This is a genomic window from Rhodococcus sp. MT28, assembly GCF_058792695.1.
Genome location: NZ_JBXAFD010000003.1, coordinates 642,966 through 669,760, shown reverse-complemented (window position 1 = coordinate 669,760; position 26,795 = coordinate 642,966). Strand labels below are relative to the sequence as shown.

The following is a 26,795-nucleotide window of genomic DNA, read 5'->3' as shown; positions in this document are numbered from 1 at the left end:
GGCTGCGCTCTCGCAGGATCGCCACATGGTTTCCACTCGATATCGAGGCGGTGCGATGTTTCTCTTCAATCCCCGAGCCACACTTCCCGGCGCTGATCGTGACAACGCTGATCGTCACAACGCTGTGTGGGGGTGGTCGTGATGGATACCGACAAGAGGATCGACCCGCTCACCGGATCGCGAAGCCTGCCGGCAGGAGCGTTCCCCCTGTCTGCGGTGCAGCGCAGCATGTGGTTTGCGCAGCAACTTCACCCGACGGTCCCGTACTTCATCGCGCAGTACATCGAGTTCCACGGCGATTTGGACATGCAACTGCTCAGTCGCGCCGCGGTGGAGGCTGCCCACGAGTTCGAATCGCCGTTTCTACGGTTGATGTACCCGGATGGGGAGCCCTGCCAGATCGTGGACTTCACAATCGACCCGGGCATCGACTACTTCGACTTCCGCGAGCGTGAGAACCCTCGGCAGGCTGCCTCGGAGTGGATGGACAACGATTACGCGACGACGCTCGATCTGACTCGCGATCGTCTCGTCGAGATGACAATTCTTCAAACTGGTGATCGGGATTACCTGTGGTACACCAGGATTCATCACGTCGCTCTCGACGGATACAGCGGTATGACGATCGTCAATCGGATTGCGGCGATCTACACCGCAGCCGTCGAAGGTCGAGAGCCTGCGGTGAACAAGGCGCTCGACGTCACGACGCTGTCCGAGCTCGACCAGAAGTACCGCGAATCGAGCCGATTCGAAGCCGACCGCGAGTACTGGGCCCAGCGTGTGTCGGGCGTCGAACACGGTTCGACATTGGCCACCCGTGAGGGACCCCCGACTGCACGCAGTGAGCTCGTCAGTGCCGCGATGTCGGCGAACAGCCTTGCTGCCTTGGACGAATGGAATTCACGTTCCGGTGCAACTCCGGCCGCAGTGTTGATTTCGGCGCTGGCGTGCTACCTGTCCCGCAGTACCGGCTACGACGACGTGCTGATCAACCTGCCGGTTTCCGCGAGGACGACGGCACCGCTGCAGCGGTCCGGCGGAATGCTGGTCAACGTCGCGCCGCTACACATCCACGTAAACCCGGACGAAAGTGTCGACGATCTGGTCGGGCGCGTGCAACTCGAACTTCTCGGTGCGCTTCGTCATCAGCGATGCAGCCTCGAGGACATCCGGCGTGATGCCGGTCTGACCGTCGGCGACGCGCGTCTGTCCGGCCCGATGATGAATGTGATGCTCTTCCGGCAGGAGATAACCCTCGGGCCACTGACCGGTGAGTATCACATCGTCACGTCGGGTCCGGTCGAGGATCTGCTGGTCAACGTGTACCAGAGCGGCGATCCGGCGCAGACGTTGATCGACTTTCGCGGAAACCCCAATCGCTACGGCCACGACGAACTGGCCGAGCACCACCGGGCGTTCACCGAGTTGGTCGCAGAACTGACAGCAGCACCGGCCGGTACGCCGATGAACCGGATTCATCCGGCAAGTGCCGAGGCAGGGGCGCGCAGTGCACAGCGCAGGGAACTCGAGCGGTTCTGGGCGAGATACCTGGGGGACTCCGACGAGGGCTCCACACTGGACCTCGAGACACTGGGCCTCGAGCGAATCGACTCCGAAGCGGAGCCCACCGGTACGAATCGGCTGAGCGTCCCACTCGATCCCGCGGTCGCCGAACTTGCGCGCACGGAAGGCGTCTCCCTCTTTGCCGTTGTCCATGCCGCATTTGCTGCGTTGCTGTCGAGATCGACCGAGCGCCGGGACGTGCTGATCGGAACGAGGACCGAGTGGGGAACTCTGCCCCTGCGCTGCGAGGTCGATCCGGCGGCGCCGTTCGACGAGTTCGTGAGTTCTCTTGCTCGAGAACGCGATACGTTGTCGATTCGATCGGCGGCAGGTGTCCCCGCACTGCCCGAGTTGCACGTCCACCTCAACGACGGCTCGCAGGAGACCACGATTGCCGGCCTCGACGTGGCGATCGACGTCCACGCAGATACCGGCGCCCTCGAGGTTGCGTACTCCACGCAGCACTACGCCGAATCCACGGTCCGAGCCTTCCTCTCGCGACTGGTGCGGATCCTTGCAGGCGCAGCAGCAGCCCCGCGAACGCCGGTCGGAGACCTCGATCTCCTCGACGACTTCGAGCGTGAGTCCCTGGTACCGGCGCGAGGAGCGACCGCGTCCTCCCCGTTGACTCTCCCCGATATTCTCCGCCGGGCCTCGGCTGTGAACCCCGATGCCCCAGCGCTTGTTTTCGGTGATCGTGAGGTGAGCTACCGGGATCTCGACGCCGAGTCGAACACACTCGCCCGTGAACTGATCAACAGGGGAGTCGGCCCCGGCACCTATGTCGCCCTTGCGCTGTCGAGGTCTCTCGAATCGGTGACCGCGACGTGGGCGGTGGCCAAGACCGGCGGTGCCTTCCTCCCGATCGATCCGCACTACCCCGAGGATCGTGTTCGGCACATGCTCACCGATTCGGGAGCTGTAGTCGGAATCAGTGTGGGGGAGCACCACGGCGGGCTCGCCGATTCGGTGGATTGGCTGCTCCTCGACGAACTGGACACCTCGCACCAGTCCGATGCACCGGTCGACGACGCCGAGCGGCGTACGCGCCTGAGCTACGACGATCCGGCATACCTCATCTACACGTCCGGCTCCACCGGTGTCCCCAAAGGCGTCGTGGTCAGTCACCGCGGGCTGAGCAGCTTCGCCGACGAAGAACGAGTCAGGTTCGGAGTCGAACCTGGAGACCGCACCCTGCATTTCTCTTCGCCGAGCTTCGACGCTTCAGTCCTCGAACTCCTCCTTGCCTTCGGGGGCGCGGCAACGATGGTGATCGCGCCGCCCACCGTGTACGGCGGCGACGAACTGGCACAGGTGATGCGTATCGGACGGGTCACCCACGCTTTCGTCACCCCGGCCGCGCTGGCAACAGTCGATCCCGCCGGCCTACCGGATCTACGAGTGGTCGTGACCGGCGGCGACGCATGCTCACCCGCGCTGGTGGATCAGTGGTCACACGGACGCTCGATGTTCAACGCGTACGGACCGACCGAAACCACCGTCGTCGCCACTCTGACCGGACCGCTGAGCAGCGATGTTCCCGTCACCATCGGGAAGCCGATGCGCGGAGCCGCAACCGTCCTCCTGGACTCGCGGCTTCAACCGGTGCCGATCGGTGTCGCCGGCGAGCTCTATGTGAGCGGTGTCGGTTTGGCGCGCGGGTACCACGCGCGTGCCACGATTACGGCCGAACGATTTGTTGCCGACCCCAACGGTGTTGCGGGAGAGCGCATGTACCGCACGGGTGACCTCGCGCGGTGGAACGGCGAGGGTGAGCTGGAGTACCTCGGCCGGAGCGACTTCCAGATCAAGATCCGCGGTTTCCGCGTCGAGCTCGGCGAGATCGACGACGTGCTGCGCCGCCACCCGAGCGTCGCACAGGCAGTCACCGCCGGAGTTGCGGGCCCGAGTGGGGAAACACTGTTGGCGGCGTACGTCACGGCGGCTGCGGGCACACACATCGACAACTCCGAGCTGGTCGCCCACGCGAGATCTTCGTTGGCAGCCCACATGGTTCCGGCGCGGATCGTCGTCCTCGACTCCATTCCGTTGACTCCGGCAGGAAAGATCGACAGGAAAGCGTTACCGGACATCGATTCTGTGGGCGGGTCGGCTGAATACCGTGCCCCCGAGACCTCGACCGAGAAGCGAATTTCGGCGGTGTTCTGCGATCTGCTCGGTATCACCCGGGCGGGAGCAGACGACAGTTTCTTCGACCTCGGCGGTGACTCGTTGATCGCGACCCGCGTCGTGTCGCGAGTCAACGGAGCTCTCGGAACGACGCTGAGCGTTCTCGACCTCTTCGAGGCGCCGACCGTCTCCGCTCTGGCAGCACGTGCCGACCTCGCGGACTCGCGGAACACACGTGCCCCGGCACTGACGCGTATCGATCGCCCTGACCGGATACCGGTATCTCTGGCGCAGCAACGAATGTGGCTGACCAATCAACTCGATCCGAGTTCGCCGGCGTACAACATTCCGATCGCGGTTTCGATGACCGGCGATCTCGACGTCGATGCACTGTTCACCGCGCTGCGGGACGTCATCGTTCGACACGAGATCTTGCGGACCGTTTTCCCCGAGAGTGCGCGTGGCCCCGTCCAGCACGTTCTCGGTGTAGACGACATGTTCGATCATCTCGAGGTGGAAACGGTGCCTGCCGCAGCGACCTCGGCGCGGGCGAGTGAGCTCGCGCGAGAGGGATTCGACGTCAGCGAATCGGTGCCGATCCGCGCGACTCTGCTCGAGGTGAACGAGCGCGAGCACACCTTGGTCCTCGTCGTGCACCACATTGCAGCAGACGGCCTGTCGATGGCGCCGCTGGCTCGTGACGTGATGGTGGCGTACGCCTCGCGGGCGAGCGGACGCGTGCCGGCGTGGCTGCCACTCGAAGTGCAGTACGGCGATTTCAGCGAGTGGCAACGCGGAGCGCTCGGTGAAGCGTCCGACCCGGATTCGATTCTTGCCGAGCAGTTGCGGTTCTGGTCGCACACGCTCACCGAACGCGGTGAGCTCGCGGAACTGCCGATGGATCATCCGCGCCCTGCGGGTGTCTCGCTGCGCGGTGACGATCTCGATTTCCGGATCGACTCCGCGACGTACCGCCGGGTCGGCGAGATCGCGGCGCGCAGCGATGTCAGCGTGTTCATGGTGATCCACGCCGCGCTGGCCGTCCTGCTCAGCCGAGAATCCGGAGCGAACGACATCACGATCGGCACTCCGGTGGCCGGGCGGAGCGAGCGCGCTCTCGACGACGTCGTCGGAATGTTCGTCAACACGGTGGTGCTGAGGACGGTTCTCGAGGGGGGACTCACCTTCGGTGAAGTTCTCACCCGCGTCCGCGACGTCGACGTGGCGGCCTTGCAGCACACCGAAGTGCCGTACGACGTACTCGTCGAATCCCTCGCAGACAACCAGGCGCCGCTGTTCCAGGTGATGCTGGTGATGCAGGGCGCCGCTCCCACCGAGGTCACTTTGCCCGAGCTCGAGGTCACGGTCGACGAACTGTCGACGGGCGCGGCAAAGTTCGATCTTCAGGTCATTCTCACCGACCGCGGCGACCATCTCGACGGCCAGTTGAACTACGCCAGCCAGCTTTTCGACTCGGACACCATGTCCGGCCTCGCTGATCGCTTCACGATGCTCCTCGACGCGGTAGCTGCCTACCCGGAATCCGTCGTCGGCGACGTCGGTCTCACAGCTCCGGGCGAGGCGGAACTGGTCCTCGAGCGTTGGAATGCCACCGAACACGCCGTACCGATCACCACCCTCTCGGACCTGGTGGCGGAGCAGGCAGCCCGGACACCCGAGGGGGCCGCGCTGGTCTACGGCGAGCGGACACTGACCTATGCGGAGTTCGACGCGAGAGTCGGTGAACTTGCCAGAACCCTCATCGCCCGCGGGGTCGGCCCGGACATGCGCGTCGCGGTGTCGATTCGACGGTCACCGGAACTACTCGTCGCGGTCCACGCCGTGATCCGTGCCGGTGCGGCATATGTCCCGGTGGACCCCGATCATCCCGCCGAGCGCATCGCGTACGTCTTCGACATCGCGGAACCGATCTGCGTGCTGAGCCGGCCCCAGGACCACGGCGCTCTTCCCGCGCGAGTCCCGATCGTGGACGTCGATCTCGATCGTCAGTTGTCCACGACGGCGCCGATCACCGACGCTGATCGGCTCGGACCCCTGCGCCCGGACAATGCTGCTTACGTGATCTTCACGTCCGGATCGACGGGTCGACCGAAAGGTGTTGCAGTATCACACCGTTCGATCGTCAATCGCCTGCTGTGGATGCAGGACACGTACCCCCTTCACGCGTCGGACGTGGTGCTGCACAAGACTCCGGTGACCTTCGACGTCTCGGTGTGGGAACTGTTCTGGCCCCTGCAGACCGGCGCGCAGTTGGTGATCGCGGAACCGGACGGGCACCGTGATCCCGGGTACCTGTCGGCGTTGATTGCCGAAAAAGGCGTCACGACGGCGCACTTCGTTCCGTCGATGCTCGCGGAATTCGTCGCTGCCGCGACTGCCGGGCAGTGTGCGAGCCTGCGTCAGGTGTTCTGCAGCGGTGAAGCGCTCGCGCCTACCACTGCGGAGGCGTTCACCCGTCTGAGTTCTGCGGGACTGTTCAACCTGTACGGACCCACGGAGGCTGCCGTCGACGTCAGCGCCGCCGAATTCACCCCCGACATGACCGTCACCGTTCCCATCGGTGCGCCCGTGTGGAACACCCAGCTCTATGTCCTCGACGGGCGGCTGCATCCGGTTCCGGTCGGCGTTCACGGCGAGCTGTATCTGGCGGGAGTGCAACTGGCGCGTGGATACCTCGGGCGCAGCGATCTCACCGCCGACAGGTTCGTGGCCGACCCGTACGGCCCGTCTGGCACCCGGATGTACCGAACCGGTGATGTCGTCCGGTGGCGCGCCGACGGGCTGCTCGACTATGTCGGTCGACGCGATTTCCAGGTCAAGATCCGCGGGCAGCGCATCGAACTCGCCGAGGTCGAAGCAGCGTTGCTCAGGCTGCCCGGTGTCGCGCAAGCTGCTGCTCTCGTCCATCACGACGACGTGGTCGGTGACAGTTTGGTCGGCTACGTCATCGCCGAGACCGGCACTTCGATCGACACGGACGGCCTACGCACCGAGTTGAGAGGTCTCCTTCCGGCCTACATGGTTCCCGCTGTGGTCATCGCCCTCGACGTGTTCCCTCTCGGTTCGACCGGCAAGCTTGATCGGAAGGCTCTGCCCGCGCCCAGCTTCGACAGTTCGCAGACGTATCTGGCGCCGCGAACACCGCTCGAAGCGCAGTTGGCGGCGATCTTCGAGGAGCTTCTGGAATCCGGGGCAGTCGGTGTTCACGACAACTTCTTCGAGATCGGCGGAAACAGCCTCGTCGCTGCACGCGCTGTGGCGCGCGTGAACGATTCGCTGTCGTTGAACTTGTCGATCAGAGAGTTGTTCGACGCGCCGACCGTTGCGCAGTTGGCGGTCGAGTGCGCCACGGCACGAGGGGGAGCGGCAGTCCTTCCGCTCGAGGCATTGCCGCGGCCACAGACGATCCCGCTGTCGCTGGCACAAAAGCGCATGTGGTTCGTCAATCAATTCGACGTCACGTCCGCGGCGTACAACGTCGCCATAGCGATCAGGCTGAGAGGCCGATTGGACGTTGCCGTGTTGGAGGGCGCGATCACCGACGTGCTTACTCGCCACGAATCGCTGCGCACGCTGTTTCCCATGATCGAGGGAGTGCCGGCGCAGGTGATTGTCGAACCCGGTGAAGCGTTGGGCGCGCTGCCGGTTGTCGCCGCGAACGCCGAAGCGGTACTCGGGGAGATCGAACGTCTCACCTCGAGGGGCTTCGACGTCACGCAGGCTCCACCGATCAGGGCGGAACTGATCGAGGTCGACGAAGAAGATCACGTCCTGACCGTGGTCGTCCATCACATCTGCGCCGACGGATTCTCGATGGTACCGTTGGCGTTCGACGTGATGAGCGCGTACTCGGCAAGGCATCGAGGTGAGGCGCCCGACTGGTCTCCTCTTCCGGTCCAGTACGCGGACTTCGCCATCTGGCAGGAAAGGGCTCTCGGTCGGATCGACGAAGCGGACAGCACTCTTGCCGGTCAGCTCGAGTACTGGACACGTCAACTGGCGAGTGTTCCCGAACTTCTTGCGCTCCCCGCAGATCGACCGCGTCCGCGTGTGCAGGATCTCTCGGGCGGCGTCGTTCGATTCGACATCGATGCCGGCATCCACCGTCGTCTGAGCGAAACCGCGATCGAACACCGAAGCAGTATGTTCATGGCGGTACACGCCGCATACGCAGTGCTCGTGGCGAGATTGTCCGGCATGGAAGACATCACGATCGGCTCACCGATCGCCGGGCGCGGAAATGCCCTGCTGGATCCGATGGTCGGTATGTTCGTCGGCACGTTGGTCCTGCGCGCCGACGTCGACCCCGCCGCCTCGTTCACCGATCTGTTGGCCAGAGTTCGCAGCACCGACCTCGACGCCTTCGCTCACGCAGACGTCCCCTTCGAGCGCGTCGTCGATGCGCTGGCTCCGGAGCGGTCGACGTCGCATTCACCGTTGTTCCAGGTGATGCTGGAGTTCAAGAACACCACTCGGCCAGCAGTTCGTCTGACGGATTTGGACGTCGAGGTCCTCGAACTCGAATCCGCCGTCTCGAATTTCGATCTGCAACTCACGCTTGCCGAGACCTTCGACGACGACGGCCGGCCGGCCGGAATCGAGGCCGGGTTCACCTACGCCAGCGCCCTGTTCGACGAGTCGACCGTCGAAGGTTTCGCTCGATACCTGGTTCGGATTCTCGGTGCTGTCACCGAATCACCGCACACGCCGGTCGGCGACATCGATCTCGTGAGTGATCTCGACACGATTCGCGCCGTCACACCGGAACTTCCCGAGCAGGTTCACTTCTCGACGTTGCTCGAGCGGAAGTACGTCGACGAACCGCAGAGGACTGCACTGATTTTCGGCGACCGCCATCTGACCTACTCCGATCTGGACCGCCGCGCCAACCGGCTTGCACGACTGTTGATCAGCCGCGGGGTCGGTCCGGAATCCGTTGTCGCCCTGGCATTATCACGCTCACTGGAATCCGTGGTCGCGATCTGGGCGGTTGCCCGGTCCGGCGCTGCATTCGTACCCGTCGACCCGGCGTATCCCGTCGACCGCGTGCACCACATGATCAACGACTCGGGAGCGGGCGTCGTTCTCACCACCGCCGAGCATGCGGGTGTCGTCCCCGACGAGGCAGACGCCGTTCTGCTCGATCAGGCAAAGACACTCGCAACCCTCGAACAGATCGGTGATCAGCGGATAGATGCCTCGGAGCTGCTGGCTGCGGTGTCCCTGGACAACCCGGCCTATGTCATCTACACCTCCGGTTCCACCGGCGTCCCCAAAGGCGTCATGGTCACTCACCGTGGGCTTTCGGCACTCGCCGAGCAGGAACGCAGCCGCTTCCGCGTCGAGTCGACCTCGCGCACGCTGCATTTCAGCTCACCGAGCTTCGACGCCTCGATTCTCGAACTCCTGATGGCTGTTGGTGCCGGGGCCACGATGGTCATCGCCCCACCGAGCATCATCGGCGGAACCGAACTGACGAGTCTGATCGCCGACCAGCACGTCACGCACGCCTTCATCACACCAGCCGCACTGGCCACGGTCGATCCGAGCGGACTGAACGAGCTGGTGTGCATCGGAACCGGCGGCGACGTCTGCCCACCGGACCTCGTCGCCGCCTGGGTCAGCGATCACCGGATCATGATCAATGCCTACGGACCAACCGAATCGACGGTCGTCGCCAGCATCACCGAGCCGATGTCCCCGACCGATCGAGTGACGATCGGTCGCCCGTCGACCGGCATCACCGCGTGGGTCCTCGACAATCGCCTGCACCGCGTCCCGGTCGGAGTGACGGGAGAGCTGTACGTCAGCGGCGACGGACTCGCCCGCGGTTACCGAAACCGCGCCGGCACGACCGCCGAACGATTCGTGCCCAATCCCGCGGGCAGTGCGGGCACACGGATGTACCGAACCGGCGACCTCGCCAGGTGGAACAAGAACGGAGAACTCGAGTACCAGGGTCGAGGCGATTTCCAGGTCAAGATTCGCGGATTCCGCATCGAACTCGGCGAGATCGAGGCAGTTCTGGCTCGCTATCCCGGCGTTGCACATTCCGTGGTGACCACGCTCGAACGTGACGGAGGCGCCGCACGGATCGTCGGATACGTCGTGCCTGCCAACGACGCTCAGACTGTGGATCCCGAGGCCGTCATCGCGTTCGCGGGCTCGGCTCTGGCCCCGTACATGGTTCCTGCGGTCGTGGTCGTTCTCGACGAACTGCCGATGACTGCCAACGGAAAGCTCGACCGCCGAGCCCTGCCGGTTCCCGACTTGCGAGCAACCCAGGCACGCTCGCGGGCCGCCGAATCCGATACCGAACGCACGCTGGCCGCCTTGTTCGTCGATGTCCTCGGTGTCGAATCGGTGGGCGTCGACGACTCGTTCTTCTCGATGGGCGGCGATTCGATCATGTCGATTCAGCTCGTCGCCCGTGCCCGCGATGCCGGGCTCGTCTTCACCCCGCGTGACGTCTTCGAGGTGAAATCGGTCGCCGGTCTTGCGGTTTTGCTGGCATCGACCAAGGACGACGAACCCGAGGTGCTAGAGGAACTTCCCGGAGACGGCGTGGGCCACGTGCCGTTGATGCCGGTGGCTCAGTGGTGGCTCGACCGGCTCGGCTCCGATCTCCGAGGTCTCGATTCGTTCTCCCAAGCGACTCTTCTCAACGCGCCGCATGGGCTTCGCAGTGTGGAGCAGTTGACCGCGGCTCTTCAAGTTGTTCTCGATCGTCACGACATCCTTCGCGCACGCCTCGAGCTCGACGGCGAGCGCAGGCTTGTTGTCGGCGAGCCGGGATCTGTTGCAGCCGAGAATATTTGCCGGGTGATCGAGGTAGAGGCCGAGCCGGGCACCGCGGTGTTCGACGCGGCGATCGTCGACGCACTGGGCGTTGCGCGTCGAGAACTCGACCCCGGCCGGGGCGTGATGGTGCGGGTCGTCTGGTTGTCCGGCGTGCGCAACACCGGCCGGCTGCTCCTGGTGATCCACCACCTCGCCGTCGACGGTGTCTCCTGGCGCGTCCTCGTGCCGGAACTTGCGTCGGCTTTCCACCGCATCGATGCAGGCGAGGAACCGGAGCCGTCGTACTCGGGCACGTCGGTTCGTCGTTGGTCGCATGCGCTCCGCGACATCGCGCCCGATCGAAGAGTCGAATTGCCCCGGTGGCGTTCGATACTCGAAGGTGCCGACCCGCTGATCGGAACCCGGCCGCTGGACCCGCGGCTCGACACGTTCGATTCGGTCGGCCGAGTTGTCGCCGACGTACCCGTCGAACTGTCCGACACAGTCCTGACCACGCTTCCGGCGCTTTTCGGTGGATCAGTCAACGACGGTCTCGTTGCTGCTCTCGCACTGGCACTGACGCAGTGGAGGCAGGCACAGGGCATACGAACCGACAACGTACTCATCTCGATGGAGGGCCACGGACGCGAAGCTCACGTGGTGCCCGGTGCGGACGTCCTGCACACGGTCGGCTGGTTCACCAGTGTCTTCCCGATGCGAATCGACCTCGCCGACATAGACATCGCGAACGTGTTGAGCAGCGGCTCCGAGGCAGCGGTGGTTCTCAAGCGGGTCAAGGAAGAACTGTTGGGAGTTCCGGACAGCGGCATCGGCTACGGAGTTCTGCGTTATCTCGACGAGGTGGGCCGAGCGGAACTGGAAGATCTCCGCCAACCGCAGATCTCGTTCAACTATCTCGGTCGCTTTTCCGGCACCGAAGCAGGAGAGTCACTGGGGGACTGGGCACTTGCGCGTGACGTCGATCTGGAAGAGGCAGCTCGGTCCGCCATGCCCGTGGGTTCGGTCCTGGACGTCAACGTCGTCACCACCGAGATCTCGGGCGCACCGCACATCGGTGCCACTATCGCCTATCCCACCGGCGTGCTGGCAGAGCGCGATGCTCGCGCCATCGCCGACCTCTGGGTGCAGGCGTTGCGCGCGCTGGCCACCTATGCCGAACACAGCGAACGCGGGGGACTCACCCCGTCGGACATCGACCTGATCGACCTCGACCAGGATTCCATCGACCACCTCGAGCGCGAGTTCCCGACACTGACCGACGTCTGGTCCCTCTCACCACTGCAATCCGGACTGCTCTTCCACGCCCGCTACGCCGAACACACTGTGGACGCGTACACCGTCCAACTCGCACTCGAACTCGACGGCGTCGACGCGTCCCGGTTGCACCGTGCCGCACAGGCACTGCTCGACAGACACGAGAACCTACGCGCGGCGTTCACGACCGACACCGGTGGACGATCGGTGCAGGTGATCAACGCAGACGTTGACGTGCCGTGGACCGAGATCGACATCTCTCCGTTGGCCCCCACCGAACAGGCGACCGAGATACGCGAGCTTCTCCATGCGGATCGGGTCCGCGGCTTCGACATGGCCACTCCGCCCCTGCTGCGGTTCCTGCTTCTGCGAACCGGTGACGACGCGTATCGGTTGATCCTGACCAACCACCACATCCTCCTCGACGGATGGTCGATGCCGCTGCTGGTCCGCGACCTACTGACGCTCTACGCGACAGACAGTGATCACAGTGCCATCCCACGCGTACACCCCTACCGGGACTATCTGAGCTGGATCAGCACTCGCGACGACAGCGTGTCGATCGAGGCCTGGGGCGAAGCACTCCGCGGACTCGACGACCCGACGCTGCTCACCGGAACTCACGCCGTCGACGAGGACGGCGCTACCTCACGCTCGACGACCACAGCGCTCGGAGAACGTGAGACGGAACTTCTGCGTGGATTCGTCCGCTCCCGTGGCCTGACGACAGCCTCCTTGATCCAGGTGGCCTGGGGAATCGTGCTCGCCGAACTCCTCGGCCGCGACGACGTCGTCTTCGGTGGAACCGTCTCCGGCCGACCACCCCAGGTGTCCGGCGTCGAGTCGATGGTGGGTTTGTTCATCAACACCGTCCCCGTCCGAGTTCGCCTCGATCCGCGAGAGTCCCTGGCGGCGCTATGCGTTCGCGTCCAAGCGGAACAGGCGCGGTTGTCCGATCACCATCATGTCGGGCTTTCGCATATCACTTCGGCTGTGGGGTCCGCTGCATCGTTCGACACGCTGACTGTGTTCGAGTCGTATCCCGTCGACCGCGGTGGACTCTCCTCCGGTACCGACATAGCCGGAATGCACGTTCTCGACGTCCACGACGCCGAGGATGCCGCGCACTATCCACTCGCGATCGTTGCCTCTGCGGCAGACGGGCGACTGCGGCTCAAATTCGAGTATTTCCCGGGAGTCCTGGGCGATCACGACATCGACGCGATCGCCGACCGGCTGCTCCGCACCCTCGAGCTGATCACCGCGCAACCGGATCTCCCGCTGGCGAAACTGCGCCTGATGCCGGATTCGCAAGTGCAGCAATTGGTTCCCGCGCGCGGCCGGCAGGGCCGCTCGGTCAGGACACTCGATCGCATCTTTTCGGACACCGCGAGCAGATTCCCCGAACGGGTCGCACTGTCCTGTGGTGAGAGAAAGATGACCTATCGAGAGCTGGACGAGGCGTCGAACCAGTGGGCGCGCGTGCTCATCTCGGAAGGCGCCGGCCCGGACTCACGGGTGGCGATCTGTGTGGAACGCTCCTTCGAATCCGTCGCAGCGGTCTGGGCGATCACCAAGACCGGCGCCGCCTTCGTGCCGATCGATCCTCGCTACCCGAGTGACCGGATCTCGTTCATGCTCGAGGACTCGGCATCCTCGCTCGGATTGACCACGGCCGCCCACAGACCCGGCGACGGCGGTGTGACGAAGTGGCTCGAACTCGACGACCCGACGAGCATCGCTCGGCTCTCCGGAGTATCCGCGGCGCCGCTACGCGAGGACGAGCGCCGGGGAACCCCGCGGTTGGAGAACACCGCCTACCTCATCTACACCTCGGGCTCGACCGGCCGACCCAAGGGCGTCGTCGTCACGCACACCGGTCTCGAGAACTTCGCCGACGAACAGCGTCATCGCTACGGTCTCACCGAGAATTCACGCGCACTGCATTTCGCCTCTCCGAGCTTCGACGCCTCCGTTCTCGAGTACCTGCTCGCCTTCGCCGTCGGCGGCGAACTGGTCGTAGCTCCCACCACCGTCTACGGAGGAACCGAACTGGCCGACGTTCTCCGCGAGGGACATGTCACCCACGCGTTCATCACGCCTGCAGCGCTGACGTCGGTGGATCCCGAGGGAATCGACGAACTGACCACCATCACGGTGGGCGGCGAGGCGCCCTCGGCGGACCTGGTGCGCACCTGGGCGCCGGGAAGATCGTTCGTCAACGTCTACGGACCCACCGAAACCACCATCTCCTGCAACCTCAGCGACCCCATCCCGGCCGGCGAGAAGGTCTATCTCGGACCGCCGAACCGCGGATTCAGCGAGGTCGTCCTCGATCGCAGACTTCAACCGGTGTCCGTCGGAGTTCCCGGCGAACTGTATGTCGCCGGAGTCGGACTCGCGCGCGGCTATCACGGGCGCTCACCACTGACGAGCGAACGATTTGTCGCCAACCCGTACGGCGAGCCGGGGGAGCGGATGTACCGCACGGGCGACGTGGTGCGCTGGCGCAGCGACCGCACCATCGAGTACCTCGGACGCAGCGACTTCCAGGTCAAGATCCGCGGCTTCCGTATCGAACTCGGCGAGGTCGACACGGCGTTGGGTCAGCTGCCCGGCGTGGAGTACGCGGTCACGTTGGCGGTGCGCGGACCCTCCGACGAGCAGGCCTTGGCGGCATATGTCGTCTGCGACGACGAACGCCGGGTGAGCGCCGAGGACATCCGGGCGGCGGCACGGGAGCTACTGCCGGCACACATGGTGCCCGCAAGCGTCGTCGTGCTCGACGAACTACCGCTGACCGGCGTCGGCAAGGTCGATCGGGCTGCTCTTCCGGCGCCTCGTTTCGACACCGATGCCGAGACACTCACTGCACCGGCCACCGAGTTGGAACGGCTGGTGGTGGGCGTTTTCGAGGACGTGCTCGGAGTGTCTCCGATCGGTATCGACACTCACTTCTTCGACGTCGGCGGAAACTCACTGACCGCGACCCGCGTCATCGCCCGCGTCAACGCACTTCTCGGCACCGACATCGGCGTTCGAGGACTGTTCGAGTCTCCGACAGTTCGGCAGCTCTCGCGTCTGGCGGAGAGCGTCGGCCGCGGAGAGAACCCCAGACCACCGTTGACTCGGCGATCCCGCCCGGACCCACTGCCCGTGTCACTGGCACAGAAGCGGATGTGGTTCCTCAACCAGTTCGACGTGACGTCCCCCGCCTACAACGTTCCCCTGGCAGTGCGCCTCGACGGCGATCTGGACTTCGCCGCATTGCAGGCCGCGGTAGCGGACGTACTGGGGCGCCACGAGAGCTTGCGGACGAAGTTCCCCTCGATCGACGGACAGCCGGTTCAGCAGGTGATGTCCAGCGACGAGGTCATGCCGATCCTGGAGCCGGAAATCGTCACTGCTGCCAGAGTGTCCGATCGAATCCTCGAGCTGGCCTCGGCAGGCTTCGACGCCTCGGCCGAAGTTCCGATCCGCTGCGCGGTCCTGCGCGTCGACGGGGACGAGCGCAGGCACGTACTCGTGATCGTCGTCCACCACATCGTCGCCGACGGGTTCTCGATGAACCCCCTCGCAGCGGACGTGGCAGCGGCTTACGCGGCCCGCAGTGCCGGCAGTGCGCCGAACTGGTCGGAACTGGCCGTGCAGTACGGCGACTTCGCTGTGTGGCAGCACGAAGTGCTCGGCTCCGAGGAAGATCCGGACTCGGCTCTGACCCGTCAGCTCGATTACTGGAAGGACCGACTCGCGGGACTGGGCGAGCCGATCGCGTTGCCGACGTCGTTCCCACGTCCGGCAAAGCCGTCCATGGTCGGCTCGGTCCACCGGTTCGCGGTATCGCCGCAGACCCATCGGGCGCTGACCGACCTGGCACGTGAGCACGGCACCACCATGTTCATGCTCATGCACGCAGCACTGGCGGTACTTGCGGCGCGCCTGGCCGGTACCGAGGACATCGCCATCGGGACACCCGTCGCCGGCCGCGGCGAGGCCGAACTCGATCACCTGGTCGGTATGTTCGTCAACACTCTTGTGCTGCGAACACAGATCACGCCCGACGCGTCGTTCGAGGACGTCCTCGCCCAGGTTCGCGAAGGCGACCTCGGCGCGTTCCAGCACACCGATTTGCCCTTCGAAAGGTTGGTCGACGCACTCGACCCGGAACGCTCGACTTCGCACACTCCGTTGTTCCAGATCCTCATCGAGTTCCGCAACAATGCACTCCCACAACTCGAATTGCCGGGGCTGTCGGTCTCGGGAGTCGAGTTCGACCTACCCGTCGCCAAGTTCGATCTGCAACTCTCGGTCACCGAGCGTTACGACGCGGATGGCGGAACGGATGGCATCGACGCCGAATTCATCTACGCCACAGACCTGTTCGACGGTGACTTGATCGATTCGTTCTCACGCAGACTGCTCACCATCCTCGAGGCGGTCTCCCGAGAGCCGTCGACTCCTACCGGTGACATCGACGTCGTGAGCGCCGACGAGCGTCGACAGATGCTGACCGAGTGGAACACTCACGCCGAACCGGCTCCAGCGGACAACATCGCGGACCGATTCTTCGAGGCTGTTGCAGCACATCCGTCGTCGACCGCGGTCAACGACAGCGACGGCGCCATGACGTACGCCGAACTGGACGGGCGCGCTAACCGCCTGGCGCGGCTCCTGATCGGCCGCGGTATCGGTCCGGAATCCGTGGTTGCCGTTGCAATGCCCAGAACCACCGATCTCGTGCTCGCCCTCGTCGCCGTCATCAAAACCGGAGCGGCATACCTGCCGGTCGACATCACCTACCCGGCCGAGCGCATGCGGTTCCTCTTCGACGACGCGCGGCCGGTATGCCTGGTCACGACCGGAGACTTCCGAAGCGACCTACCTTCGGAGATCATCGAATCCGGCATAGACGTCGTCGAACTCGGATCGCCGGAGATCGCGGTACGCCTCGATCACTCCGCGCCCCGTCGCATCACCGACGCGGACCGGACGACACCACTTCTGCCCGACGCGATCGCGTACATCATCTACACGTCCGGATCCACAGGGCGCCCCAAAGGTGTCCAGGTCAGCCACCGAAACGTCCTGACTCTGATGGACAACACCGCCCCGACGTTCGGGTTCGACAACACGGACGTGTGGACCATGTTCCACTCGTACGCATTCGACTTCTCCGTCTGGGAGCTGTGGGGGCCGCTGCTACACGGCGGCCGACTGGTCGTCGTCGACTACTACACGACCAGATCACCGGACATGTTCCACGAACTGCTCCGCCGTGAGCGAGTGACGGTCCTGAACCAAACGCCCACCGCCTTCTACCAACTCGCCGAAGCCGACCGTGCGTACTCACCGAACGGCACGGGTCCCGACCTTGCACTGCGCTACGTCGTCTTCGGTGGCGAAGCGCTCGACCTCGGGCAGTTGCGCAAGTGGTACGACAGGCGGGCCGACACGGCTCCGACGTTGGTCAACATGTACGGGATCACCGAGACGACAGTGCACGTCAGTCGAATCGCACTCGACCGCAACGACAGCGAGCACGCGTCGGCGAGCATCATCGGGCGAGCAGTACCGGGATTGTCCGTCTACGTACTCGATCGGCGGCTGAACTTGGTACCACCAGGTGTCGTCGGCGAAATGTACGTCGCCGGTGATCAGGTGACTCGGGGATACCTCGGGAAACCCGCATTGACTTCGGTGCGGTTCCTTCCCGATCCATTCGGTAGTTCGGGGGATCGAATGTATCGGAGCGGGGACCTGGCGAGGTGGAACGACGCGGGGCAGTTGGAGTACGTGGGCCGCAGTGATTTCCAGGTGAAGGTGCGTGGTTTCCGCATCGAACTCGGAGAGATCGAAGCCGCAATGCTCCGCTGCCCCGGCGTCGCTGCCTCGGTAGCACTTGTTCGGACAGAGGGAGCGTCACCGCGGATCGTCGGGTACGTGGTCGCCGAAACAGGCAGTACCGTCGATTCAGCGACGGTGACCGACTTCGTCGCCGCCGAACTCGCGGAGTACATGGTGCCCACCGCGATCGTCGTCCTCGAATCGCTTCCACTGACGGTCAACGGAAAGCTCGACCGACGCAGCCTCCCGGCTCCGGACTTCACCGTGACGGGAACAACCGAGGCGACGCGGGCGCCGGCCACCGCTACCGAAGCGGTCCTCGCGGACCTCTTCGCGGAGGTGCTGGGTCGGGGCAGTATCGGAGTAGACGATTCCTTCTTCGGTCTCGGCGGCGATTCGATCATGTCGATCCAACTCGTCTCACGGGCGAAGTCCGCAGGCCTCGTCTTCACTCCGCGGGACGTCTTCGAAGCGAAGACCGTGGCCGGCCTCACCAAAGTGCTCCTCATCGAATCATCGGAAACTGCACCGGTTCTCACGGAGCTACCCGGCGGGGGAGCCGGCCCGCTACCGCTCACGCCGATCATGGAGTGGCTCGTCGAACGCAGTCGCGGTGACCTGAGCACGATCCGCAGTTACAGCCAGAGCGCGCTGATCGCACTGCCCGCGGATGTCTCCGGCCCCGCGCTGGAACGAGCATTGCAAACGATCCTCGATCGTCACGACGTGCTGCGGGCGCGCCTGGACGCCGCGACTCACCAACTCGAGATCCGCGAGCCAGGCAGCATCACCGCCCCCGACATCCTGCGCCGAACCCCCATCGTGTCCACCAGCGGCGAAGAATTCGTCGCCGCTGCGGAAACCGCGATGCAGGACGCATCCAGCCGCCTCGATCCCGAACACGGGAAGATGATCAGCGCAGTCTGGTTGGATCCCGTCAGCTCGAACGGCAACCGGGCCGAAGCCGGACGGTTGCTCCTGGTCCTTCATCACCTCGCGGTCGACGGTGTGTCCTGGCGCATGCTCGTCCCGGGCCTGGTCACTGCTTATGCCTCGGCGTTCGACGGAGAAACACCCATACTTCCGCCGGGCGGAACGTCGATACGTCGCTGGGCGACAGCGCTCGCCGAGACCGCTGCGCAGCGACGCGACGAGATCGACCTGTGGTCGAGAATGCGGACCGACGAGCCATTGCTCGGGGCACGCGGGCTCGACCCAGCCGTCGATGTCGGAGCCACCGTCGACCGAGTCAGCGTCGACGTTCCGACCTCCGTGACCGAGAACGTCATCTCGACGGTGCCTCAGCATTTCGGAGGCTCGGTGAACGACGGGCTGCTCGCTGCTCTCGCGATTGCCGTCACCGCCTGGCGTCGATCGCGCGGACAGCGCAGCGGGGACGTGCTCGTCAACCTCGAAGGGCACGGCCGCGAGGAGAACGCCGTACCGGGCGCCGACCTCTCGCGCACGGTCGGTTGGTTCACCACCTTGTTCCCCGTCCGGATCGATCTCACCGGACTCGATGTCGTCGATGCACTGGCCGGGGGATCAACCGCCGCCTCCGCCGTGAAACTCGTCAAGGAAACGCTGCTCGGCCTGCCCGACAACGGAATCGGGTTCGGCATCCTGAAGTACCTCGATCGAAACGAGGAACTTCGTGAGCTGCCCACGCCGCAGATCTCGTTCAACTACCTCGGACGATTTGCCGGCTCGGATCCCGAGCACGGCGAAGTGCCGTGGCTGCCGATCTCGGAAGTGACCCTCGACGAAGCGCACAGCGGCGAATTGGCCGCCGCGTCGGTGCTCGACATCAACGCCGTCACGACCGATACCGCACACGGTCCGATTCTGCGCGCTACGTGGTCCTTCCCCCGCGGCATTCTCAGCGAGGCCGAAGTCACCGAACTGGCGGAGCTCTGGGCCCGAGCACTGGGCGCACTGAGTGAATACGTGGAGGAACACTCCGAGCGCGAGCTCACGCCCACCGATCTCGATCTCGTCACCGCGGATCAACAGAGCATCGAACAGCTCGAGCGCAGATTCCCCGACCTGACCGACATCTGGTCACTGTCACCTCTGCAGTCGGGCATGCTCTTCCACGCCCAGTTCGACGAAACCGAAATCGACCCGTACATGGTGCAACTGACCCTCGAGCTCGGGGGTCGGGTGGAGGCGCCGCGCCTGCGCCGCGCCGCGCAGGCCTTGGTTGATCGTCATCCGAGCCTGCGCGCGGGATTTGTCTCCGCACCGGGAGGGCGGGCACTGCAGGTGATCCGTTCCGGTGTCGACATCGGCTGGGCCGAGATCGACCTGTCCGGAGCCGAAGACAGTGAAGTCGCGTTCGGTCAGCTGCTCGAACGCGATCGCGCTCATCGTTTCGACATGGAAACAGCCCCGTTGATCCGCTTCATGCTCGTGCGAATCGGACCGGACACAGCACGCCTCGTCGTGACGAACCACCACATCCTGCTCGACGGCTGGTCCACCCCGCTGTTGCTTCGAGACCTGCTCACTCTCTACGCAACCGACGGTGACCCCGAGATTCTGCCCCGAGTTCAGTCGTATCGCGACTATCTCTCCTGGATCTCGAAGCAAGAACCCGAGACTTCGCTACGGGCGTGGCAAGAAGCGCTACGGGGCGTCGACACGTCCACCCACCTCTCGAGGGCAGACACCGCCGCCGAAACCGTGGCAAGTGAAATCCACTCGTACTCGCTGCCGACCGAACGAGCCGAGACTCTTCGGGCGTTCGCGCGAAGCCGCGGTCTGACCATGGCGACCCTGGTACAGGTGGCATGGGGAATCGTGCTCGCCGAACTTCTCGGACGCGACGACGTCGTCTTCGGCGGAACGGTCTCAGGACGCCCACCACAGGTGCCCGGCGTGGAATCGACAGTCGGCTTGTTCATCAACACGGTGCCTGTCCGAGTCCGCCTCGACGCCCGAGAAACCCTCGCCGAAATGGCCATTCGCGTCCAATCCGAGCAAGCGTCATTGCTCGACCACCACCACATCGGACTGTCGGACATCGCCGGAGCAGTCGGCGCCGCCGGCTCCTTCGACACCCTGACGGTATTCGAGTCGTATCCCGTCGACGAGACAGCCCTGACCGCCGAAACCGACATCGCGGGAATGCACGTTCTCGGCATCGACGGACGCGACTCGGCGCACTATCCGATTGCCGTGGTGGCGTCCGAAAGTGACACGCTGAATCTGAAGATGGAGTACTTGCCGACGCACTTCTCCGCCCGCGAAGTCGCCAAGATCACCGAGCGCGTGGGCATCGTCCTCGGGCAACTCGCCTCGGCACCGGATCAGCCGCTGGCCCGTCTGCAGGTTCTCACGGAGTTCGAGAGCCGTGATCTTGCGCCGGTCTTCGGCTCCCCGGGGCGCTCCGCGCGAACGCTCCCAGAGATTCTCGCCGACGTCTCTGCCACCTATCCCGACCGCATCGCGCTCTCGGCCGGCAGCCGTTCCATGACCTACGCCGAACTGGACCGGCGCTCGAACCAGTTGGCCAGAGCCATGATTCGCCGCGGCGCCGGGCCCGAGACGTCGGTTGCCATCGGCATCGAAAGGTCCGTCGAATCCGTACTCGCGGTGTGGGCGGTGGCCAAGACCGGCGCAGCGTTCGTCCCCGTCGACCCCACCTATCCGGCTGACCGAATCGAACACATGCTCAGCGACTCCGAGGTGCTGTTCGGGTTGACCGTCGTCGACGCCATCGACACACTTCCACCCATCGTGTCCTGGTTGGTGCTCGGAGAAGAGGCATTCGACGACGACGTCGCCACCAGTTGCACGCTGCCGATCACCCAGGACGAACGGCGTGCACCGGTGGTCATGGACAACGCCGCCTACGTGGTCTACACCTCGGGATCCACCGGCCGACCCAAGGGAGTTGTCGTCACCCACACCGGACTCGACAGCTTCGCACTCGACCAGCAGCGTCGATTCCACGCAGATCACCACTCTCGAACCCTGCACTTCGCCACCCCCAGCTTCGACGGAGCCGTCTTCGAGTACCTGCAGGCATTCGGTGTCGGAGCAACCATGGTGATCGTCCCGACCGACATCTACGGCGGCGCCGAACTGGCAAGTCTCATCCGCCGCGAACACGTCACTCACGCGTTCGTCACCACGGCAGCACTCGCCACCGTCGACCCGGCCGGCCTGGACGAGTTCCGGCACGTCGTCGTCGGGGGAGAGACACTACCGCCGCATCTCGTCGGCCTCTGGGCTCCCGGACGAGAATTCGTCAACGCCTACGGCCCGACCGAGACAACCGTCATGGCAGACATCAGCGAACCCATGACAGTGGGCGCACCCATCACGATCGGTGGACCGATCCGCGGCGTGCACGAGATGATCCTCGATTCGCGCCTGCAACCCGTACCCGTCGGAGCTCCCGGTGAGCTGTACATCGCCGGCATCGGCCTGGCTCGCGGATACCACCGGCGTCCCGGCCTGACCAGCGAGCGATTTGTCGCCGACCCCTTCGGCAAGCCAGGCGACCGGATGTACCGCACGGGCGACATCGTCTCCTGGCGAAGCGATCACACCATCGAATACGTCGGGCGCAGCGACTTCCAGGTCAAGATTCGCGGATTCCGCATCGAGCTCGGCGAGGTCGACGCCCAGATCACCGCAATGGCGAGTGTCACGAACTGCGTGACACTCGGCGTCGACGGACCGGCCGGCGCCACAGTTCTCGCGTCCTACCTCACCGTCGAGGAAGGATCGACGCTGACCGGGGCAGAGATCACCGCGCACCTCGCCGGACGTGTTCCCTCGCACATGGTTCCGGCCAGCATCATGATCGTCGACGAGCTACCGCGCACCGCGGTCGGCAAGCTCGATCGAAAAGCGTTGCCGACGCCGGAGTTCACCGGAACCGGTGTGGAATTCCGGGCGCCCGGCACCAGCCTCGAACGTCGGATCGCCGATGCGTTCATCGACGTACTCGGCGTCGAACGGGTCGGCGTCGACGACAATTTCTTCGAGCTCGGCGGCAACTCGCTGATCGCCACTCGCGTGGTCTCGCGGCTCAACTCCGCACTGAACATCGACGTCGGGGTGCGCGTGCTGTTCGAGGCACCGACGACGGCTCAGCTCGCCGAACGGCTCTCCAGCGCTGTCACTGCCGTCGGCACTGTGCCGCTCACTCCCATGGAGCGCAATGGCAGCGTCCCGCTCTCGTTGGCGCAGAAGCGCATGTGGTTCCTGAACCAATTCGACACACGCTCAGCCGCGTACAACATCCCACTAGCTGTTCGCCTTACCGGTGACCTCGACGTCACGGCCATGCAACAGGCCATCGCCGACGTCGTCGAGCGGCACGAAACACTGCGGACGGTGTTCCCCGCCGTCGGCGGCGATCCGATTCAGCAAGTGCTCACCGTCGACGAGGCAGTACCGCCGGTCCGTGAAATGACGTTGGGGGAGGACGAGCTCGCGGAGCGCATGCAACGACTCGCCACGACCGGCTTCGACGTGTCGGTGGACCTGCCGCTGCGCGTGGCACTGTTCCGACTCGACACCGCTGAACCCGTTCACATTCTGTTTGTCGTGGTCCATCACATCTGCGCCGACGGATCGTCGATGGCGCCGCTCGCACGCGACGTGATGACGGCCTACCTGGCGCGTACGGCAGGGACCGAGCCCACGTGGGCGCCACTCGAGGTGCAGTACGCAGACTTCACGTTGTGGCAGCATCGCGTCCTCGGATCGGAAGACGACCCGGAATCCGTCATCAGTCGCCAATTGCACTACTGGAGTGAGCAACTCGCCGGACTCGACGACGTCATCGCACTGCCCGCCGACCACCCGCGACCCGTGCAACAGACCTTCCACGGTGACCGATTCACCTTCGACATCGACGCGAACACCCACCGCGCCCTCGCGGACCTCACCAGGGCAAACGGTGTCACGATGTTCATGGCGCTGCACGGCGCGCTCGCAGTGCTGATGTCCAAGTTGTCGGGCGCCGACGAAGTCACCATCGGCACACCGATCGCCGGCCGAGGTCAGGCAGCGCTCGACCATCTCGTCGGAATGTTCGTCAACACACTGGTCCTGCGAACCAGCGTCGATCCCGACATCACGTTTGCCGACCTGTTGGAGCACGTCCGGGAAATCGACCTGGCCGCATTCCAGAACTCGGACCTGCCATTCGAACGGCTCGTCGACGTCATCAACCCAACCAGATCCACGTCGTACTCACCGTTGTTCCAGGTCGCCCTCGAACTTCAGAACAACGAACCCGCACATTTCCACCTACCCGGCCTCGACATCGACGGACTGACCGTGGAAACCAAATTCGCGAAGGAGGACCTGGAGCTGATCGTCGACGAGAAGTTCGACGAGTTCGGCATCCCGGCTGGGATGTCCGCAGCCTTCGACTTCGCAACCGATCTCTTCGAACCCGCCACCATTCGTCGGTTTGCCGACCGACTGCGCCTGATCCTGGACGCTGTCGGACGCGAACCCGCAACACGTATCGCCGACATCGGCATCCTCGGCGCCGATGAAACAGCTGCCCTGGTGCCGGCATCCGGTGCCGCCGCGACTCGAGCGCGGGTGTGGCCGGAGATCCTCGCCGAAGCAGTCGCCTCGAACCCGGATGCCCCAGCCCTCTCGAGTCGCGAGAGGTCGATGACCTACCGCGAGCTCGACGAGGAATCGACGAAGCTGGCGCGCGCGCTGTGTCGGCGCGGCGTCGGTCCCGAAGATTTTGTGGCGCTGGGTCTGCCGCGGTCCACTGCGGAGATCGTCGCGATCTGGGCGGTCACGAAAACCGGTGCAGCGTTCTTGCCGGTCGACCCGAACTATCCCGACGATCGCATCAACCACATGCTCGACGATTCGCGGGCCGTACTCGGCATCACCGACGACGCTCACCGCAGTCAACTTCCCGACACGGTCGAGTGGATGGTCCTCGATGAAGCCGAGACCGTCGACGAGATCGACGCCCAGAGCGCAGCCGCGATCACCGATCGCGACCGCACGATCCCCTTGCATCACGGGCATCCCGCGTACCTGATCTACACCTCGGGTTCAACCGGGAAGCCGAAGGGCGTCATCGTCACCCACCTCGGGTTGTCAAACCTCAACGCCGAGGAACATCAGAGATTCAACGTCCAGCCCTATTCGCGGATCTCTCACCTGGCATCACCGAGCTTCGACGCCTCGGTCTTCGAACTCATGATGGCGTTCGGCAGCGGAGCGTGCCTGGTCGTCATCCCACCGACGGTCTTCGGCGGATCCGAGTTGGCCGAAATCTTTGCCGACGAACACGTCTCACACGCGTTCATCACTCCGACCGCGCTCAGCTCGATCGAAAGCTCCGCGCTACCCGAACTCCGCGTACTCGCAGTCGGTGGCGAAGCCTGCCCACCCGAACTCGTGGACATCTGGGGCCGCGACCGTCGTATGTTCAACGGATACGGACCTACCGAATCCACCATCCAGGCCAGCGTCAGTGAACCCATGCGGCCGGGCAAGGACATCAACATCGGACGACCGGCCATCGGCTTTGCCGGACTGGTCCTCGACGGGCACCTCAAGCCCGTGCCGGTGGGAGTCATCGGGGAGCTGTACGTGACCGGCCCCGGACTCGCCCGGGGATACCACAATCGTCCCGACCTCACCGCCGACCGATTTGTCGCCGATCCGTTCGGCGAACCAGGCCAGCGGATGTACCGCACGGGCGACCTGGTGCGCTGGCGCTCCGACAGCACCCTCGAATACCTGGGCCGCAGCGACTTCCAGATCAAAGTCCGCGGATTCCGCATCGAGCTCGGCGAAATCGACTCTGTCCTGATGGCACACCCATCCGTCTACTTCGCTGCCACACTCGGGCACGAAGCGCCGTCGGGGGAGACGATGATCGCCTCCTACATCCAGCCCGTGGAAGGACAGACCGTCGACGACTGGGAGCTTCGCCGCCATCTGTCTTCTCGCCTGCCCGCGCACATGGTTCCCGGCGCGATCGTCGTCGTCGACCGCATTCCGGTGACACCGGTCGGCAAGCTGGACCGCAAGGCACTGCCGACCCCGAGCTTCGAGCGACGCACGGTCCCGTACGCACCGCCGACAAACAACACCGAACGAACGGTCGTCGACATCTTCGAGACCGTGCTCGGGCACGAGCACATCGGCGTCGACGACGACTTCTTCGAACTGGGCGGAACGTCGATCGTGGCCACTCGCATCACCATCGAACTCGAGAAGCGTCTCGGGATGCGAGTGCCGTTGCAATCGCTTTTCCTGGACCCGACACCTGCCGGAGTCGCCCGGGCTGCCGACGGAATGGACGCACACTCGCCGGACGATTCGTCGGATCTTCTCGCCCCGATGATCACGCTGCGCGCCGGATCCGATCGTGCACCACTGTTCTTCGTCCATCCGGGTATCGGATTGTCCTGGGGTTACGCAGAATTCGTCAAGCATCTCGAGCTGGATCAACCCGTCTACGGTCTTCAGCTACCGTCCCTGAGCGGCGGGCCCAGCTTCGACTCGCTGACCGAACTCGCCGACGACTACGCGAATCGCATTGCAGCCGTGGCATCGACCGGCCCGATCCATCTGGCCGGCTGGTCGCTCGGCGGCGTGATCGCACACGCCGTGGCACACAGCCTCACTCGGAGCGGACGTGACGTGACTCTGTCGATACTCGACAGCTATCCGTCGTCGGATTCCGATCAGCCCGCAGAACTCTCGGTCTCCGAACTACTGGCCGGGCTCGCGATGCCGGCGGGATCCAAGACGGTCGAGACCTTCGAAGAAGCGGCGGAATTGCTGGAGCAGACCCTGGGTGCCGGAATCGGAATCGAAGCGGAGCATCTGGCGCGGATCAGTCGCGGTTACTCCCACTCCGTCGAATTGACGAATCGGCACCAACCGCCTGTCCACGTTGGAGCCATCGAGTTCTTCGTAGCCGGAAGATCTACGGAGAACGGACACGATGTCGCCGAATGGCGAAGGTTTGTAGAAGGGGACATCCGAGTCACCGAAGTCGATTGCGAACACAACCAGATGATCGAACCGGGTCCGGCGGCAACCATAGCTGTACGATTGCGAGAAGTTATCGCTCAGTGGGGTGTCTGAACCAGGTTCGACATGGGTATGAGTGAAACACACAGGGTGATGGACCCCGGGTGGGTCCGGACGAGGGGAAAACGTTG

1 protein-coding gene is annotated in these 26,795 nt (G+C 64.5%); it reads left to right on the top strand.

Features of this window, described 5'->3' with window-relative positions; genetic code table 11:
* Positions 1-141: 141 nt before the first annotated feature.
* Positions 142-26,718 (top strand): non-ribosomal peptide synthase/polyketide synthase, encoded by a 26,577-nt coding sequence (locus tag AC1Q6C_RS15695; RefSeq protein ID WP_492666692.1) that lies wholly within the window; start codon positions 142-144, stop codon positions 26,716-26,718.
* The last annotated feature ends 77 nt before the right edge of the window (positions 26,719-26,795 follow it).